General features: G+C 74.0%; 12 protein-coding genes. 7 read left to right on the top strand and 5 right to left on the bottom strand.

From position 1 onward, the window contains the following. Positions 1-147: 147 nt before the first annotated feature. A complete protein-coding gene (locus ACODR5_RS13025) occupies positions 148-1,110 on the bottom strand; it encodes a LysR family transcriptional regulator (RefSeq protein WP_488983877.1) in 963 nt (320 codons plus the stop codon). A gap of 99 nt (positions 1,111-1,209) precedes the next feature. Between ACODR5_RS13025 and ACODR5_RS13020 the strand changes: the two genes are divergently transcribed. Continuing rightward, a complete protein-coding gene (locus tag ACODR5_RS13020) occupies positions 1,210-4,683 on the top strand; it encodes a bifunctional proline dehydrogenase/L-glutamate gamma-semialdehyde dehydrogenase (protein ID WP_488983876.1) in 3,474 nt (1,157 codons plus the stop codon). Between the two features lie 100 nt (positions 4,684-4,783). After that, positions 4,784-5,407: a Pr6Pr family membrane protein gene (locus tag ACODR5_RS13015; protein WP_488983875.1), complete on the top strand. Its 624-nt coding sequence runs from the start codon at positions 4,784-4,786 to the stop codon at positions 5,405-5,407. 15 nt (positions 5,408-5,422) lie between these two features. On the opposite strand, the gene ACODR5_RS13010 is transcribed toward ACODR5_RS13015, so the two are convergent. After that, the gene (locus ACODR5_RS13010) at positions 5,423-6,781 is read right to left on the bottom strand and encodes a flavin monoamine oxidase family protein (RefSeq protein ID WP_488983874.1); all 1,359 of its coding nucleotides are present in this window, start codon (positions 6,779-6,781) and stop codon (positions 5,423-5,425) included. 178 nt (positions 6,782-6,959) lie between these two features. Between ACODR5_RS13010 and ACODR5_RS13005 the strand changes: the two genes are divergently transcribed. Then, on the top strand, positions 6,960-8,168 hold the full coding sequence (locus ACODR5_RS13005) for a cobalamin-independent methionine synthase II family protein (protein ID WP_488983873.1): 1,209 nt from the start codon (positions 6,960-6,962) through the stop codon (positions 8,166-8,168). Positions 8,169-8,365: 197 nt separating this feature from the next. Here the strand turns inward: ACODR5_RS13005 and ACODR5_RS13000 are convergent, their stop codons facing one another. Beyond that, positions 8,366-9,577 carry an MFS transporter gene (locus ACODR5_RS13000; RefSeq protein ID WP_488983872.1) on the bottom strand — a complete coding sequence of 404 codons (1,212 nt, stop codon included), beginning with the start codon at positions 9,575-9,577 and terminating at the stop codon, positions 8,366-8,368. A gap of 161 nt (positions 9,578-9,738) precedes the next feature. Between ACODR5_RS13000 and ACODR5_RS12995 the strand changes: the two genes are divergently transcribed. Beyond that, the gene (locus ACODR5_RS12995) at positions 9,739-10,740 is read left to right on the top strand and encodes a DNA topoisomerase IB (protein ID WP_488983871.1); all 1,002 of its coding nucleotides are present in this window, start codon (positions 9,739-9,741) and stop codon (positions 10,738-10,740) included. A gap of 15 nt (positions 10,741-10,755) precedes the next feature. Here the strand turns inward: ACODR5_RS12995 and ACODR5_RS12990 are convergent, their stop codons facing one another. Further along, a complete protein-coding gene (locus tag ACODR5_RS12990; protein WP_449852916.1) occupies positions 10,756-11,532 on the bottom strand; it encodes a M56 family metallopeptidase in 777 nt (258 codons plus the stop codon). 52 nt (positions 11,533-11,584) lie between these two features. Then, positions 11,585-11,941 carry a BlaI/MecI/CopY family transcriptional regulator gene (locus tag ACODR5_RS12985; protein WP_449852917.1) on the bottom strand — a complete coding sequence of 119 codons (357 nt, stop codon included), beginning with the start codon at positions 11,939-11,941 and terminating at the stop codon, positions 11,585-11,587. 152 nt (positions 11,942-12,093) lie between these two features. Between ACODR5_RS12985 and ACODR5_RS12980 the strand changes: the two genes are divergently transcribed. The 3 genes from ACODR5_RS12980 to ACODR5_RS12970 all read left to right on the top strand — a co-directional run. Continuing rightward, the gene (locus tag ACODR5_RS12980) at positions 12,094-13,680 is read left to right on the top strand and encodes a cytochrome ubiquinol oxidase subunit I (protein WP_488983870.1); all 1,587 of its coding nucleotides are present in this window, start codon (positions 12,094-12,096) and stop codon (positions 13,678-13,680) included. A gap of 24 nt (positions 13,681-13,704) precedes the next feature. Beyond that, entirely contained in the window at positions 13,705-14,769 is a 1,065-nt protein-coding gene (cydB, locus tag ACODR5_RS12975) for a cytochrome d ubiquinol oxidase subunit II (RefSeq protein ID WP_488983869.1), read from the top strand. Between the two features lie 25 nt (positions 14,770-14,794). Next, positions 14,795-15,856 (top strand): ABC transporter transmembrane domain-containing protein (locus ACODR5_RS12970; RefSeq protein WP_488983868.1); only part of this gene is annotated, 1,062 nt, incomplete at its 3' end.

Here is a 15,856-nt window from a genome sequence, read left to right as displayed (position 1 = left end):
TCGTCGCGGCGCCGGGCGCGGCGCGCGGCGCGCTCGGCGCGGGCGTCGGGACGCGCCGCTCGGTCTTCGCGCGGCGGGACGTCGGTGCGGGAGGAGGACTCCGGAATCGGCGTGGTACTGCGCATGCGAACAGCACAGCAAGCGTCGCTATGACGTCGCTGAAGAGCCCTCGGCGTGCCCGTCGACGAGGGCGCGCGAGAGCGCGGGGGCGTGGTCGTGGCGCAGCTCGGCGAACGCGGTCCGCAGCGCGCCGCGCGCCGCCTGCACGGCGGGCGAGGCGTGGGCCGAGGTGCGCGCCGAGGTGTAGATCTCGCGGTGCGGCGACGCGGGCAGGTCCACGAGGCGCACGCGGGCGTCGTCCTCGGCGATCGCGAGGTCGGGGATCAGGCCGACGGCGTGCCCGGCCTGGATGAGCCGGATGTGCGCGAGCAGGTCGGCGGCGGCGTAGCGCACGTCGGGCTCGAAGCCGGCGGCCCGGCACTGCTGCACGGCCCACGCGCGGGCGGCGGTGCCCTCCGGCTCCATCACCCACGCCGCGTCGCGCGCCTCCGCGAGCGAGGCGAGGTGGCTGCCCGGCGCCGCGGCGAGGCGGATCGGATCGGCGCCGAGGAGTTCGCGATCGAGCCCCTCGCGGTGCGGGCGGGTGTGTCCCGGGTACTGCTCGGCGATCGCCAGGTCGTAGCCGCGCGCCTCGACCTCGAACAGCCCGGCCTCGGGCGGCACGACGGCGACCTCGACGCGCAGGCCGGGTCGCTCGGCGGCGAGGATCTCGAGCGCGCGCGGCACGAGGGCGCGCGCCGCAGTCTGCAGCGCGGCGATCCGGACCGTCCCGACGCTGGGCGCGAGGGCGTCGAGATCGGCGCGCACTTCCTCCTCGAGGGCGAGCACGCGGGCCGCGTGGGCGGCCACCGCCTCGCCATGGGGCGTGAGCCGCACCCGCCGCCCGTCGGGCTGCAGCAGCGGCACGCCCACCTCGCGCTCCAGCTGCGCGAGCTGCTGCGACACGGTCGACGGGCTGTAGCTCAGGGCGGCCGCGACGGCGGCGATCGTGCCGCGCTGCTGCAGCTCGCGCAGCAGCTGCAGGCGCCGCGTGCTCCAGGCCTCCGTCACCATTCGATGGTATCGAACGGTTTCCTTCGAAACGGGTCGCTTTTGTCGAACTGTCTCGGGCCGCACACTGGTACGCGCCCCACCCGAGAAAGGCCCCGCATGACCATCGACTCGCCCGCCGCCCCGCAGCCCGCCGCCCCCGATCCGTCCGGCATCGATCCCGCGCTGGCGGACGAGGCCATCGCGCTCGTGCGCACCTGGCTCGAGGCGGCCCGCGGCGAGCGCGTCGACGCCGCCGCCCGCAACCTGGCCGGCGTGCTGCGCGATCCGAACGGCCTGGCGTTCACGGTCGGCTTCGTCGACGGCGTCGTGCGCCCCGAGGACACGCGCGTGGCGGCGCGCAACCTCACCCAGCTCGTCCCCCTCATCCCGTCGTTCCTGCCCGCCCCGCTGCGCGGCCTCATCCGCCTGGGCGCGGCGTTCGCGCCGATCCTGCCGGGCGTCGTCGTGCCGGCCAGCCGCGCCGTGCTGCGGCGCATGGTGCGCCACCTCATCGTCGACGCCCGCGACGAGAAGCTGGGCGCCGCCCTCGCGCGCATCCGCGGCGAGGGCACGCGCCTGAACGTGAACCTGCTGGGCGAGGCGATCCTGGGCCGCCGCGAGGCCGAGCGGCGCCTGGCCGGCACGCGCCGGCTGCTCGAGCGCGACGACGTCGACTACGTGTCGATCAAGGTCTCGTCGACCGTCGCGCCGCACAGCCCGTGGGCCTTCGACGAGGCGGTGCGCGACGCGGTCGATGCCCTGCTGCCGCTGTACGAGGGCGCGCGCGAGCGCGGCACCTTCATCAACCTCGACATGGAGGAGTACAAGGACCTCGACCTCACGCTCGCGGTCTTCACCTCGATCCTGTCGCGGCCCGAGTTCCTCGAGCAGGAGGCCGGCGTCGTGCTGCAGGCGTACCTGCCCGACGCGCTCGGGGCGATGATCCGCCTGCAGGAGTGGGCCGCCGAGCGCGTCTCGCGCGGCGGCGCGCCCATCAAGGTGCGCGTCGTGAAGGGCGCGAACCTGCCGATGGAGCAGGTCGACGCCGAGACGCACGGCTGGCCGCTGGCCACCTGGCAGAGCAAGCAGCACAGCGACGCGTCGTACAAGGCGGTGCTGGACTACGCGCTCACCGCCGAGCGCGTGCGCAGCGTGCGCATCGGCGTGGCGGGCCACAACCTCTTCGACATCGCGCTCGCGTGGCTGCTGGCCCGCCGCCGCGGCGCCGAGGCGGGCGTGGAGTTCGAGATGCTGCTGGGCATGGCCACCGCGCAGGCGGCCGTCGTGCGCCGCGAGGTGGGCTCGCTGCTGCTGTACACGCCCGTCGTGCACCCCGACGAGTTCGACGTGGCGATCGCGTACCTGATCCGCCGGCTCGAGGAGGGCGCGAGCCCCGAGAACTTCATGTCGGCCGTGTTCGACCTCGACACCGACCCGGCGCTGTTCGAGCGCGAGAAGCAGCGCTTCCTCGCCTCGATCGAGCTCATGCCGCGCGAGGTGCCCGCCCCCAACCGCGTGCAGGATCGCCGCGAGCCGCAGCCGGCCGGACCGCGCGACGGCTTCGCGAACACGCCCGACACCGACCCGAGCCTCGCCGCCAACCGCGAGTGGGCGGCCGGCATCCGCTCCCGGATGGAGGGATCGACCCTCGGCGCCGACACGCTCGCGGCGCACACCGTGACCGACGCCGCCGCGCTCGACGGCATCGTCGAGGGCGCCGCGGGGGCGGGCGCCGCGTGGCGCGAGCTCGGGGCACAGGCCCGCGCCGCGATCCTGCACCGCGCCGGCGACGTGCTCGAGGCCCACCGCGCCGAGCTGCTGGAGGTCATGGGATCGGAGACCGGGAAGGTCATCGAGCAGGGCGACCCCGAGGTCTCGGAGGCGATCGACTTCGCGCACTACTACGCCGAGAGCGCCGAGCGGCTCGCCGACGTCGACGGCGCCGCGTTCGAGCCCGTCGGCCTCACGGTCGTGACCCCGCCGTGGAACTTCCCCGTCGCGATCCCCGCCGGATCCACCCTCGCCGCCCTCGCCGCCGGCTCGCCCGTGATCCTCAAACCGGCGCCGAACGCCGCCCGCTGCGGCGCCGTGCTGGCCGAGGCGCTGTGGGAGGCCGGCGTGCCGCGCGACGTGCTGCGGCTCGTGCACGTGGACGAGAGCGAGCTGGGCTCGCGCCTCATCGCACACGAGCGGGTCGAGCGCGTCATCCTCACCGGCGCGTACGAGACGGCCGAGCTGTTCCGCTCGCTGCGGCGCGATCTGCCGCTGCTGGCCGAGACGAGCGGCAAGAACGCGGTCATCGTCACGCCGAGCGCCGACCTCGACCTCGCGGCCAAGGACGTGGCCTACTCGGCCTTCGGGCACGCGGGCCAGAAGTGCTCGGCCGCGTCGCTCGTCGTGCTCGTCGGATCCGTCGCGAAGAGCGAGCGGTTCCGGCGCCAGCTGCTCGACGCCGTCGACGGCTACACGGTCGGCATGCCGTGGCAGGCCGAATCGCGCGTGGGCCCCCTCATCGAGCCGGCCTCGGGCAAGCTGCTGCGCGCCCTGACGCAGCTCGAGCCCGGCCAGTCGTGGCTGCGCGAGCCGGAGCGGCTCGACGAGGCCGGCGCGCTGTGGCGGCCCGGCATCCGCGACGGCGTGCGACCGGGCAGCGAGTTCCACCGCACGGAGTACTTCGGCCCGGTGCTCGGGATCATGACGGCCGAGACGCTCGACGAGGCGATCGAGATCGTGAACGCCGTCGAGTACGGCCTCACGTCGGGCCTGCACGCGCTCGACCCCGACGAGATCGCCACGTGGCTGGATCGCGTGGAGGCGGGCAACGCGTACGTCAACCGCGCCACGACCGGCGCGATCGTGCAGCGCCAGCCGTTCGGCGGCTGGAAGAAGTCGGCCATCGGCGCGGGCACGAAGGCCGGCGGCCCGAGCTACCTGTTCGGGCTCGGCACGTGGCGCGACGCGCCCGTGCGCGCGGGCGGGGCCGATCTCGACCCGGCCGCGCGGCGCGCCGTCGCCGCGGTGGCCGAGGCGGGCGCGGACTCGGCGCAGGACGCCGCCTGGCTCACCGCCGCGCTGCGCACCGACATCGCGGCCGTGGCCGACGAGTTCGGTCTGGCGCGCGACGTGCAGGGGCTGCAGCTCGAGCAGAACGTGCTGCGCTACCTGCCGGTGCCGGTCACGGTGCGCGCCGAGGGCGGCCGCGCCGCCGAGCTCGTGCGCGTGGTCGCGGCCGGCCTGCGCGCCGGATCGCCCGTGGCGGTGAGCGCGGCCGCGGAGCCCCCGGCGGGCGTGCGCGCCTACCTCGCGACCTCCGGCGTGGAGCTCGCGGTCGAGTCGGGCGAGGGGTGGGCGGCGCGCGCCGCCGCGCTCGCGTCGACGGGCGGCCGCATCCGCCTCATCGGCGGATCGGCGGCGGCGGTGTGCGAGGCCACGGGCGGCGCGCCGAACGTCGCGGTCTACGACGGCCCCGTCGTCTCGGCCGGCCGCGTGGAGCTGCTGCCGTTCCTGCGCGAGCAGGCCGTCTCGATCACGGCGCACCGGTTCGGCAACCCGCGCCGGTACGAGGTCCCGGCCGGCATCGCCCGCGCCTGAGACGGTCCCGGGCGCCGGCCGGACGACCGCGCGCCCGGGGGCCCCGAGGGGCCGCCCCGTAGACTCGGGCCCGACCGACCCGATCGCCGCGGGAGGGCCTGTGACGACACGAGCATGGTTCGGGGTGTCGCGCCTCGCGACCGCCGCCGTGTGTGCCGTCGCGCTGCTGCACCGCCTGCTGTGGGGCCTCGGATCGCAGACGATCGCCGGGCAGAACTTCTTCGCCTACCTCACGATCCAGTCGAACATCGCCTTCACGATCGTCGCGGCCGTGGGCGGCGTCGTGGCGCTGCGGCGTCGGGAGGACCCGCGCTGGCTCACCGACGTGCGCACGGTCGTGCTGAGCTGGACGATCACCGCCGGCCTCGTGTTCGCCGTGCTGATGTGGCAGTCGAACCTTCGCGGCATCCCCATGTGGGTGCCGTGGTCCGACTACGTGCTGCACTTCGCCCTGCCGGCGCTGACGGTGCTGGGGTGGATCGTCGGGCCGGGGCGGCAGCGCGCCCGCTGGCGCGTGGTGCCGTGGGTGCTCGCCTTCCCCGTCGTGTGGGGGCTCGTCACGATGTGGCGCGGATCGCGCATCGGCTGGTACCCGTACTACTTCCTCGACCTGCGCCAGGTGAGCGGCTTCGCCGAGTTCGCCGGCACGTGCGGCTTCGCCCTCGCGGTGTTCGCGGGCGTGGCGAGCGGGCTCATCCTGCTCAGCCGCCGCGAGACCGCCTGAGGTCACCGAGCGGGGTCAGGCGTCGACGAACGGCGCGAGCGCGTCGAGCGCGGCCTGCACGGCGTCGGCCTCGTCGAGTTCCGCGAACGCGCGTGCCGCCTCGCCGCCGATGAGGCCCACGAGGATCGGATCGCCCGTGACGGCGGCGAGGTTCACCCACGTCCGCAGGGTCGCCTCGCCGTCGAGCAGGTGCCAGACGGCGGCGTCGGTCGCCCAGAACGGCTCCTCGAAGCGCAGCCAGAGCTGCTCCACGGCGCCGCTGCCCAGCGCGGCGATCGCGCTGCGGTGGCCGAGGGGCAGCGGCGGATCGAACTCGATCGATCCGCGCTGCAGCACGCCGATCGGCACGGTGAGGATCGCGCGGTCGGCCGACACCGCCTCGCCCGTGCCCAGCCGCAGGCTCACGCCCGTCTCGTCGTAGGAGACGCCCAGCACCGAGGTCGACAGCGAGACCGACAGCCCGTCGACGGCGTCGGCGGCCAGGCGCGCCATGTCGCCGAGCGCGGCGGCGCGGGGGCCGGGAAGCGCCGGCGGGTACCACGCCGACAGCTCGTCGGCATCCGCCCCCGCGTGCCCGGCCAGCACGGCGAGCGCGGCGGCCACGGCCGGGTCCTCGGGATCGGCGCCCGACTGCGCGAGCGCCTCCGACAGCGGCACGTCCGCCGGCTGATCCTGCGCCCACGCCGCGGCGCTCCGGATCGGATCGAGGGAGGGCACGTCGCCCTCGCCCTCGGCCGAGCGGGCGGCCTCGCCCTCCAGGTCGCGCACGTCGGCGTCGAGCTCCTCGAGGCGCGCGCGCAGCGAGTCGTCGTCGGCGTCGACGAGCCAGGCGCCCAGCTGGGGCACGACCGGCCAGTCCTTGTCGTCGAGCGTGTGCAGCCGGCCGCCGACGCGGTCGCGCGCCTCCACCACCGTGACCTCGTACCCGGCGTCGGCGAGGAACCGGGCGGCCCGGGCCCCGGCGACGCCCGCGCCCACGACGAACACCCGCTCGCCGTCGCCGGCGACCTCGGTGACCGCGACCGCCGCGCGCACGCCGTCCTGCGCGGCCGCGGTGAGCGATCCGACGGGGTCGCCCAGGGCGTCGCCCGCGAAGAAGACCCGCTGGGCGAGGGGCCGGGCCAGCTGCGCCCTGTCGGCCTCGGACGACCCCGGCGGCACATAGGCGCGGGCGCCGCGGGCGAACGGATCGGTCGTCCACGCGCTGCGCGCGAAGTCGGCGGGGGCGGGCACGCCGCCCTCGGGCGTGAGGGTCGGCGAGGGGCTCGACGGCGAGGGGCGGGGGGCGGGCGGATCGGGGGTGCACGACGCGAGCAGCAGCGTCACGGCGCCGGTGCCGGCGCCGAGCAGGAGCGTGCGTCGCGTGACCCTCATCTCACGCGCCACCCTATCCGCTCCGGGTCGCGGGAGCGCCCGTGACCACGCCACGTCCCGCGTCGCGCGGCGCCACGGAACGCGTCATGCGGCGTCATGGAACGCGACACGCGGGCCGCGATCCGCGTACGCTCACGATCGTCCGCCCGTTCGGCCGTCCGCCTCGACAAGGAGCCCCATGAGCACCATCCAGACCACCACCGCCGGCAGCCTGCCCCGCACGCAGGCGCTCATCGACGCCAACGCGGCGCGCGAGTTCGAGGACGACGGCTTCACGCTGAAGTCGTCGCCGGAGTTCGAGGGGCTGCTGGCCGATGCGGTGGCCGACGTCGTCGAGCGCCAGCGCCGGGCCGGCATCACGCAGCCGGGCGACGGCGAGTACGGGCACGCCATGTCGGCGCCGACCGACTACGGCGCGTGGTGGGTCTACTCGTTCCAGCGCGCGACGGGCCTCACCCTCACCGACGAGGACATCTTCTCGCAGCAGCCCGTGCGCTCCGAGCCCGGCAACATCCGGCTGACGTCGTTCCCCGACCGCCGGGACTGGACGATCTTCCGCGAGGCCTACAGCGACCCGAACAGCTTCATCAGCGTCGGCAGCAACGCCACCGCGTTCCCCGCCACGACCGGCCCCATCGCGTACGCCGGCCACGACGCCGTCGCGAGCGACGTGCGCAACCTCACGGCCGCGCTGCGGCCCGGCGAGCAGGGCTTCATCCCCTCGCTCGCGCCCGGGTCGGCCGCGCGCATCGCCAACCGGTACTACGCCACCGACGAGGAGCACATCGCCGCGTGGGGCGCGGCGCTGCACCACGAGTACAAGGCGATCACCGACGCGGGCCTCATCGTGCAGCTCGACGATCCCTCGCTGGCCGAGAACTGGGACCAGATCAACCCGGAGCCGAGCGTGGAAGACTACCTCGCCTTCACGCAGATCCGGATCGACGCGATCAACGAGGCGATCCGCGGCCTGCCCAAGGAGCTCGTGCGCCTGCACCTGTGCTGGGGATCGTGGCACGGCCCGCACACGACCGACATCGAGCTGAAGCACATCCTCAAGACCGTGCTGGGCGCCAACGTCGGGCAGATCTCGTTCGAGGCCGCCAACGCCCGCCACGAGCACGAGTGGGCGGTGTGGGAGGAGAACAAGGACATCGTCCCCGACGACCTCGTGCTCGTCCCGGGCGTCATCGGCCACTCCACGAACCTCGTCGAGCACCCCGACCTCGTGGCGCAGCGGATCGAGCGCTTCGCCCGGATCGTGGGCCCGGATCGCGTCATCGCCTCGACCGACTGCGGCCTGGGCGGCCGCCTGCACCCGCAGATCGCGTGGGCCAAGCTCGAGTCCCTCGGCGAGGGTGCGCGCCGCGCCGGCGCCCGGGTCTGAGCGCCGCGGCCCGAGCGGCGCCCGTCCCCTCCTGCACAACCGCCGGCCTCTGTCCCGCACAACGAAGGAAAACCGCGGGACGGACAGGGCGACACGCCGCGGCCGCGCTCGCCCGCGGACCCGTGTTCCTTCGTTGTGCAGGACCGGGGCGGTCGCGGGTCCGCGCCCGCGGCGCAAGGGGCAGCTACGGCCGGCGGCTACTCGCGCTTCGGCCGCGGCAGCTGCAGCACGATGACCGCGCCCAGCACCGCGGCGCCGGCGTAGAGGAAGAAGACCCCCGGGTAGCCGTTGCCCGACGCGATCATGACGCCCGTGAGGTAGGGGCCGACGATCGCGCCCAGGCGGCCGACGCCCGAGACCAGGCCGAGGCCCGTGCCCACGAGGTGCTTCTCGTACACGTGGCCGCACATGGCGTACAGCAGCGCCGAGGTGGAGAAGACGAACAGGCCCGTGACGAACACGACCGCGTTCAGCGCGATCTCGCTGCCGATCCGGATCGACATGACGGCCAGGAACACCGCCGCGCCGGCGAACCACAGCGCCGTGACGCCCTTGATCCCCCGCGCATCGGCGGCGCGCGCCGAGATGACGATGCCGGCGAGGGCCCCGGCGTTGAGCAGGAAGAGCATCACGAGCGAGTCGGCCACGGGGTAGCCCGCCGTGGTCATGATCTTCGGCAGCCACGAGTTCATGCCGTAGACGAGCACGAGGCCCATGAAGTTCGCCGCCCACAGCGCGAGGGTGATGCGCAGGTAGCGCGGCTTGAGGGTGTCGAGCGCGCGGGCCCGCGGGGCGGCGTCGGCCGCCGGTCCGGCGACGTGCGCGGCCGTCTCGGGCAGCGCAAAGATCATGACGACGCCGAGCACGAGGCCCAGCGCGCCGCCCGCCGCGAAGAGCCACTCCCAGTGCAGGCCGGCGGCGAGCGCGGCGAGCGAGGCCGCCACCGCGCCCACGTGGTAGCCGGTCATGACGAGGCCGTTGGCGCGGGCGCGGCGGCCGGGAGGGGCCGCCTCCTGGATCATCGCGAGCGCCACGGGCATGCAGCCGCCCAGGCCGATGCCGGCGAGCAGGCGCAGCACCCCCATCGCGAGCGGATCGGGGAAGAGCGGCAGCAGCAGCGTGAGCGCCGAGAAGCTCAGCACCGCCGCGATGAGCGGCACACGCCGCCCGAAGCGATCGGAGATCGGCCCCATCGTCGCCGCGCCGAGGCCCACGCCGACGAGCGAGAGCGTGACGACGACGTTCATCGCCGCGGTGTCGAGCCCGACCGGGCCGGTGAGCGTCGGCATGGCGGCGCCGAGCGCCACGATGTCGTACCCCTCGAACACCACGGTGAGCCAGCACAGCACGGTCACCCACCGGCTCGCGGCGGGCGCGGGGCTGATCTGCTTCGGGAGGGCCTGCGACATCGTGGTCCTTGCTCGAGGGCGGCGCGCCGGGTGAGCGCCTGGGAGTTCCCGACGCGCCGGCGGCCGTCGTGCGTCTCATTCTGACGCCTCGCGCGCTCCCGCGCGGCGCGATCGGTGTCAAGCCCGCGCGAGCGGGCCCGGTGCCGACCGATACTGTCGGCATGGTCCGCCTCCGCCGCACGTCCCCGGATCAGCCCGGCTGGACGCGGCGGAGGGCCGGCCGGGGCTTCCAGTACCTCGACGCGTCGGGCGCCCGGCTGCCCGACGAGGCCGTGGAGCGCATCCGCTCGCTGGCGATCCCGCCCGCGTGGCGCGACGTGTGGATCACGCCGCAAGAGAACGGCCACCTGCAGGCCGTGGGCACCGACGACGCCGGGCGGCGCCAGTACCTGTACCACCCGCAGTGGCGCACGCGCCGCGACGCGGCGAAGTTCGACCGGGTGCTCGACTTCGGGGCCGCGCTCGGGCGCTCCCGGCCGCGCCTGCTCGACGATCTCGCGGTCGACGGCATGCCGCTCGAGCGCGCGTGCGCGGCCGCGGTGCGCCTGCTCGACCTCGGCTGCTTCCGGATCGGCGACGACGTGTACGGCGACCGCTACGGCAGCTACGGGCTCACGACGCTCGAGCGCACGCACGTGCGCCGCTCGGGCGACCTGCTCGTGTTCCGCTTCACGGGCAAGTCGGGGATCGCGCATCGGATCGAGATCGACGACGCGCGCGTCGTCGGGGCGATCGAGGCCATGCGCCGGCGCCGCGGCGAGCCGACGGCGCTGCTCGCCTTCCGCGACGGGCGCGGCTGGCGGCGGCTGACGCCAGCCCTCGTGAACGAGTACGTGCGCGACGCGACCGGCGCCGACGCCACCGCGAAGGACTTCCGCACGTGGCACGCCACCGTGCTGGCGGCGAGCGAGCTCGCCGGGCGCCACGACGAGGGCGCGACCGCCGCGGCCCGCAAGCGCGCGGTCGCCGACGCGATGCGCGAGGTGGCGGCCTTCCTCGGCAACACCCCGACGGTCGCCCGCTCGTCGTACGTGGATCCGCGCGTCGTGTCGGCGTTCGACGAGGGCCGCACGATCGAGCGGGCCGTGCGCCGGTCGCATCCCGACGCCGACACCCGCCAGCTCGCGCTCGAGCGCGCGACGATCCGGCTCATCCGCGACTGACGCGCGGGCGCGGGATCAGGAGGCGAGGCGGCGGAAGCGGTCGTGCATGCGGTCGCGGCGCGACGACGCGCGCTCGGAGCGATCCGTGCCCAGCGATCCGGCGCCCGCCACCTTGAGGATCGCCCGAGCGAGCACCTCGGCCGGCTGCGTGCGGCGGGCGACGTCGTCGGCGAGCATCTCGACGAGGGCGGCGACCTCGGCCTCGGCGCGGGCCGCGATGGGGAACCACGGCAGCGCGTGGTGCCACGCCTTGAACGCCACCTGCAGCACCTCGTGCCGCTGCTCCACGTGCGCGCGCTCGTGCGCCATGACGGCGGCGAGCTCTCCGGGCTCGAGGTCGTCGAGCAGCCCGCGCGAGAGCACGGTGACCGAGCCGACGCCGCGCGGCAGACAGTACGCCACGGGCGCGGCGTCGTCGAGCACGCGCGTGCGGGCGCGATCCGGATCGGGCACGCTCAGCAGCTCGAGCAGCGCGAGGTGGCGGCGGCGCTGCCGCTCGAACGACACGACGGAGGCGACGAGGTGCGCGAGCAGGTACGCGGCGAGCGCGAGCGCGGGGATGCCCGCGAGCCAGGGATGGGCGGGCACGAGGGCGATGCCGACCAGCCACAGCGAGCCGATCATCGTGAAGCCACCGGCCAGGGCGATGCCCTGCCACAGCAGCAGCGCGAGCACGGGCCGGCGCGGCGGCCAGGCGGCCCGCGAGAGCGCGATCGGCACGGGCCACGCCAGCAGCACGGCTACGAGCGCGCAGGCGGCGGCCGCCGCCAGGTCCCACGCCGTCACGCTCACCGCTCAAGCGTATTCGTCCGCGCCCGGCCCGGTTCCCGGCTGCGGTGGTGAACTACACAGAGCCCGCGAGCAGCCGGCGGAGGATGGCCGCGTCCTCCTCGGAGACGCCGCCGACGAAGCGCGCGAGCACCGCGCTGCGGTCGTCGGCCACGCCGAGCACCTCGTGCATCAGCTCGGCCATGTGCTCCTCGCGCGAGCCGACCGCGCGGTAGCGGTGCGGGCGCGCCGAGCGGTCGCTCGTCACGAACCCCTTCTTGTCGAGCCGCGAGAGCACCGTCAGCAGCGTCGTGGCCGCCAGGTCCCTCCCCTGCGCCTCGAGCACGTCCTTGACGTCGTAGGCGGTGAGGGGCTGATCCGCGTCCCAGACGACGTCCATCACGGCCCGCTCCAGGTCACCCAGATTCGCCATCGCCTCCCCTTCCTGCGCGTAGACGAGGTCCTATTCTACCCGCGGCCGAAGATGTTCTACACCCGGTCGAAATCGCTTCTTCTATGTGGTGTCGAACTACTTCTACAGTATGTAGAATCCAGGGGACGCATCACCTGACGAAGGGGGCAGCGGTGGATCCGCTCGACATCGCGCGCTGGCAGTTCGGCATCACGACCGTCTATCACTTCCTCATGGTCCCGCTCACACTGGGCCTCGGCATGACCGTCGCCATCCTGCAGACCCGATGGGTGCGCACGGGCGACGAGCGCTACCTGCGCATGACGAAGTTCTGGGGCAAGCTCTACCTCATCAACTTCATCGTGGGCGTGGCCACCGGCCTCGTCCAGGAGTTCCAGTTCGGCATGGCCTGGAGCGAGTACTCCCGCTTCGTCGGCGACGTCTTCGGCGCCCCGCTCGCGCTCGAGGGTCTGCTGGCGTTCTTCGCCGAGTCGACCTTCCTCGGCGTCTGGATCTTCGGCTGGGGCCGCCTGCGCAAGGGCCTGCACCTCATGGCGCTGTGGTTCGCGGTGATCGGATCGTGGATCTCGGCGTACTTCATCATCGTCGCGAACTCGTGGATGCAGCACCCCGTGGGCGTCGAGCTCGGCGCCGACGGGCGCCCCGTCATGACGGACATCTGGGCCGTGCTCACCAACAACACGGCGCTGGCCGCGTTCTCGCACACGATCGCGGGCGCGCTCGTCGTGGCGGGCATGTTCCTGCTCGGCATCAGCTGGTACCACCTGTGGCGCCGCCGCCACGACGGCATCGACACGGTGGACGAGCGCGGCGCGGTCGTCGTCGGATCCGCCCCCGGCATCCCCGGCCGCGACGAGAAGGACCACGGCGTGTGGCTGCGGTCGCTGCGCATCGGCGCGCTCGTGGCGATCCTCGGCTTCGGCGGCACGGTCATCACGGGCGACATCCAGGGCAAGCTCATGTACGAGCAGCAGCCGATGAAGATGGCCGCGGCCGAGGCCGCCTGCCACACCGGCTCCTCGTTCTCCGTGCTGTCGATCGGCGACCCGGGATCGACCGACTGCGAGGACGTCGTCACGCTCATCGAGATCCCCGGTGTGCTCGGCTTCCTCGGCGCCGGCGACTTCGACGCGCAGATGCCCGGGATCAACGACCTCGAGCCGCAGTACGTCGACCAGTACGGCGAGACGATCCCCGACGACGAGCTGTACGGCGACCGCGCAGGCTCGGAGGTGCAGTACGTGCCGCCGATGTGGGTGACGTACTGGGGCTTCCGGCTCATGATCGGCCTCGGCGGCATCGTCGCGGCCGCCGCCGTGGTGGCGCTCTGGCTCACCCGCCGCGGCACCGTGCCGACCTCGAAGTGGATCATGCGGCTCGCGCTGCTCGGGATCGTCGCGCCGTTCGCGGCGAACATCGCCGGCTGGGTCTTCACCGAGATCGGCCGCCAGCCGTTCGTCGTGGCGCCGAACCCCGACCCGTCGGGCATCGACGGCGTGTTCATGTTCACGGCGGCGGCGGTCTCCCCCGGTGTGACGGCCGGCGAGATGCTCTTCTCGGTCATCGCGCTCACGACGATCTACGGCGTGCTCGCGCTCGTCGAGATCGGGCTGCTCGCCAAGTACATCCGCGGCGGGGTGGTCTCCGGCATGCCCGAGCTCGGCCACGCCGACCACCACGACCACGACGACGAGCCGCCCACCGACCGGCGAGACGACGTGCTCGCGTTCGCCTACTGATCCGCTGGCAAGGAGAGAGACATCATGGACGCCCTTCCCGTCGTCTGGTTCATCGCGATCGCCGTGCTCTGGATCGGGTTCCTGCTCCTCGAGGGCTTCGACCTCGGCGTGGGCATGCACCTGCTGTTCTCGACGCGCGACGAGCGCGAGCGGCGCACGATGCTCAACACGATCGGACCCGTGTGGGACGGCAACGAGGTGTGGCTCATCACGGCGGGAGCCGCGATCTTCGCCGCGTTCCCGTTCTGGTACGCCTCGCTGTTCAGCTCGCTCTACATCCCGCTCACGATCACCCTGCTCGCGCTGATCCTGCGCGCCGTGTCGATCGAGTACCGCGGCAAGGTGCATTCCGAGCGCTGGCGGCGGTTCTGGACGCGGGCGCTCGGCTGGGGCTCGCTCGTCGTCGCGTTCTGCATCGGGGCGGCCCTGGCCATCACCTCGACCGGCCTGCCGATCGACGACAACGGCGACCGCGTGGGGCACCCGTTCGTGTGGCTCACGGTGCCCGCCGTCCTCGGCGGCCTGGGCGTGGTCGGCTTCGCGCTCGTGCACGGCTCGACGTTCCTGGCCCTCAAGACCGACGGCGCGATCCGCGAGCGCGCCGCGCGCTTCAGCGCCACGTGGGCGCCGCTGCTGCTCGCGCCCGCCGCCGCGTGGGCGCTGTGGGTGCAGTTCGCCCACGGCGGCAACCCGATGTCGTGGGCCCTCGTGGTGCTCGCCGTCGTGGCCGCGGCCTTCGGCTGGGGCAGCGCGCGCCGGCGCCACGAGGGCCGCGCGTTCCTCGGATACTCCGGGTTCGTGTTCTTCGGCGCCGGATCGATCTTCGCGGGCATGTTCCCCTACGTGCTGCCCTCGACGCTCGACGCCGACTTCGGCCTCACGGTGTGGGGCGCCGCGAGCGGCACCTACACGCTCTCGGTGATGACCGTGGTGGCCGCCATCGGGCTGCCGATCGTGCTGGGATACCAGGCATGGTCGTACTGGGTGTTCCGCAAGCGCCTCTCCCCCGGCATGATCCCCGACGCCCACGACTTCATCCCCGCGATCCTGCGCGAGAAGGCGCACGAGCCCGCTCGTCGATCGGAGTGAGCGCCGCGAACGAAGCGGAGACGGGTTGAGCGAGCGAAGCGAGTCGAAACCGGAGGCGCCGAGCCCGACGCCACGCCCCGATCTCGGCCCGGTCCCGCCGGCGCGGCTGCTGTGGCTGGGCGTGTTCGCGACGCTGAAGGCGGTCGGGCTCGTGCTCGTGGCCGAGGCGGTGGCGCGCGGCGTCGCGGGCGTGCAGGCGGGCGAGCTCGACGCGCGCGCCGTCGTGATCCTCGGCGCCTCGGGCGCCCTGCTGCGGGCGCTGGCCGGCTGGGCCACGCAGGTGGCGGCGCAGCGCGTGGCGATCGCCGTGAAGCGCGACCTGCGCGCCCGCCTGTGGCGGCGGATCGCGGCGGGCGATGCGGCCGGCGGCGCCGAGAAGCAGGGCGGCGTCGTCGTGCTCGCCTCGGAGGGCCTGGACGACCTCGACGACTACTACACGCAGAGCCTGCCGGCGATGATCGCGGCCGTCGCGATCCCGCTCGTCGTGGGCCTGCGCATCCTCGGGGCCGACGGGGTGAGCGCGCTCATCGTCGTGCTCACGGTGCCGCTCGTGCCGGTGTTCATGATCCTCATCGGCCGCCACACGCAGGAGCGCACGGACGAGGCCACGGGCGCGCTCACGCGGCTGGCCGATCACCTCACCGAGCTGGCGCGGGGGCTGCCCGTGCTCGTGGGGCTCGGCCGGGTGCAGGAGCAGACGCGCTCGCTCGACCGGATCCAGCGCGAGTACCGCGAGCGCACGCTCGCGACGCTGCGCACCGCCTTCCTCTCGGCGCTCGCCCTCGAGCTCATCGCGACGCTCTCGGTCGCGGTCGTGGCCGTGTTCCTCGGCCTGCGGCTGCTGTACGACACCGTGCCGCTGGAGCCGGCGCTGCTCGCGCTCATCCTGGCGCCCGAGATCTACGCGGCGCTGCGCGACGTCGGCACGGCGTTCCACGCCTCGCAGAACGGCCTGTCGGCCCTCACCCGAGTGAAGGCGCTGCTGGCCCGCCCGGCCGCGCGAGATGCGCGGGCCCCGGTGGTCGGTGCAACCCCACGGTTGCTGAACGAAGTGAGCGAAGCGAACGAAGATGAAGCGACCACAGCA

The organism is Microbacterium sp. FG3 (assembly GCF_057809335.1).
The sequence above is the reverse complement of the archived record's forward strand: the minus strand, read 5'-3'. Positions and strand labels throughout refer to the sequence as shown.

Coding starts and splice junctions, on each gene's coding strand:
- ACODR5_RS13010 (WP_488983874.1), bottom strand. CDS start 6,781: ATGAGGGTCACGCGACGCACGCTCCTGCTCGGCGCCGGCACCGGCGCC.
- cydB (WP_488983869.1), top strand. CDS start 13,705: ATGGACGCCCTTCCCGTCGTCTGGTTCATCGCGATCGCCGTGCTCTGG.
- ACODR5_RS12985 (WP_449852917.1), bottom strand. CDS start 11,941: ATGGCGAATCTGGGTGACCTGGAGCGGGCCGTGATGGACGTCGTCTGG.
- ACODR5_RS13005 (WP_488983873.1), top strand. CDS start 6,960: ATGAGCACCATCCAGACCACCACCGCCGGCAGCCTGCCCCGCACGCAG.
- ACODR5_RS13020 (WP_488983876.1), top strand. CDS start 1,210: ATGACCATCGACTCGCCCGCCGCCCCGCAGCCCGCCGCCCCCGATCCG.
- ACODR5_RS12995 (WP_488983871.1), top strand. CDS start 9,739: ATGGTCCGCCTCCGCCGCACGTCCCCGGATCAGCCCGGCTGGACGCGG.
- ACODR5_RS13000 (WP_488983872.1), bottom strand. CDS start 9,577: ATGTCGCAGGCCCTCCCGAAGCAGATCAGCCCCGCGCCCGCCGCGAGC.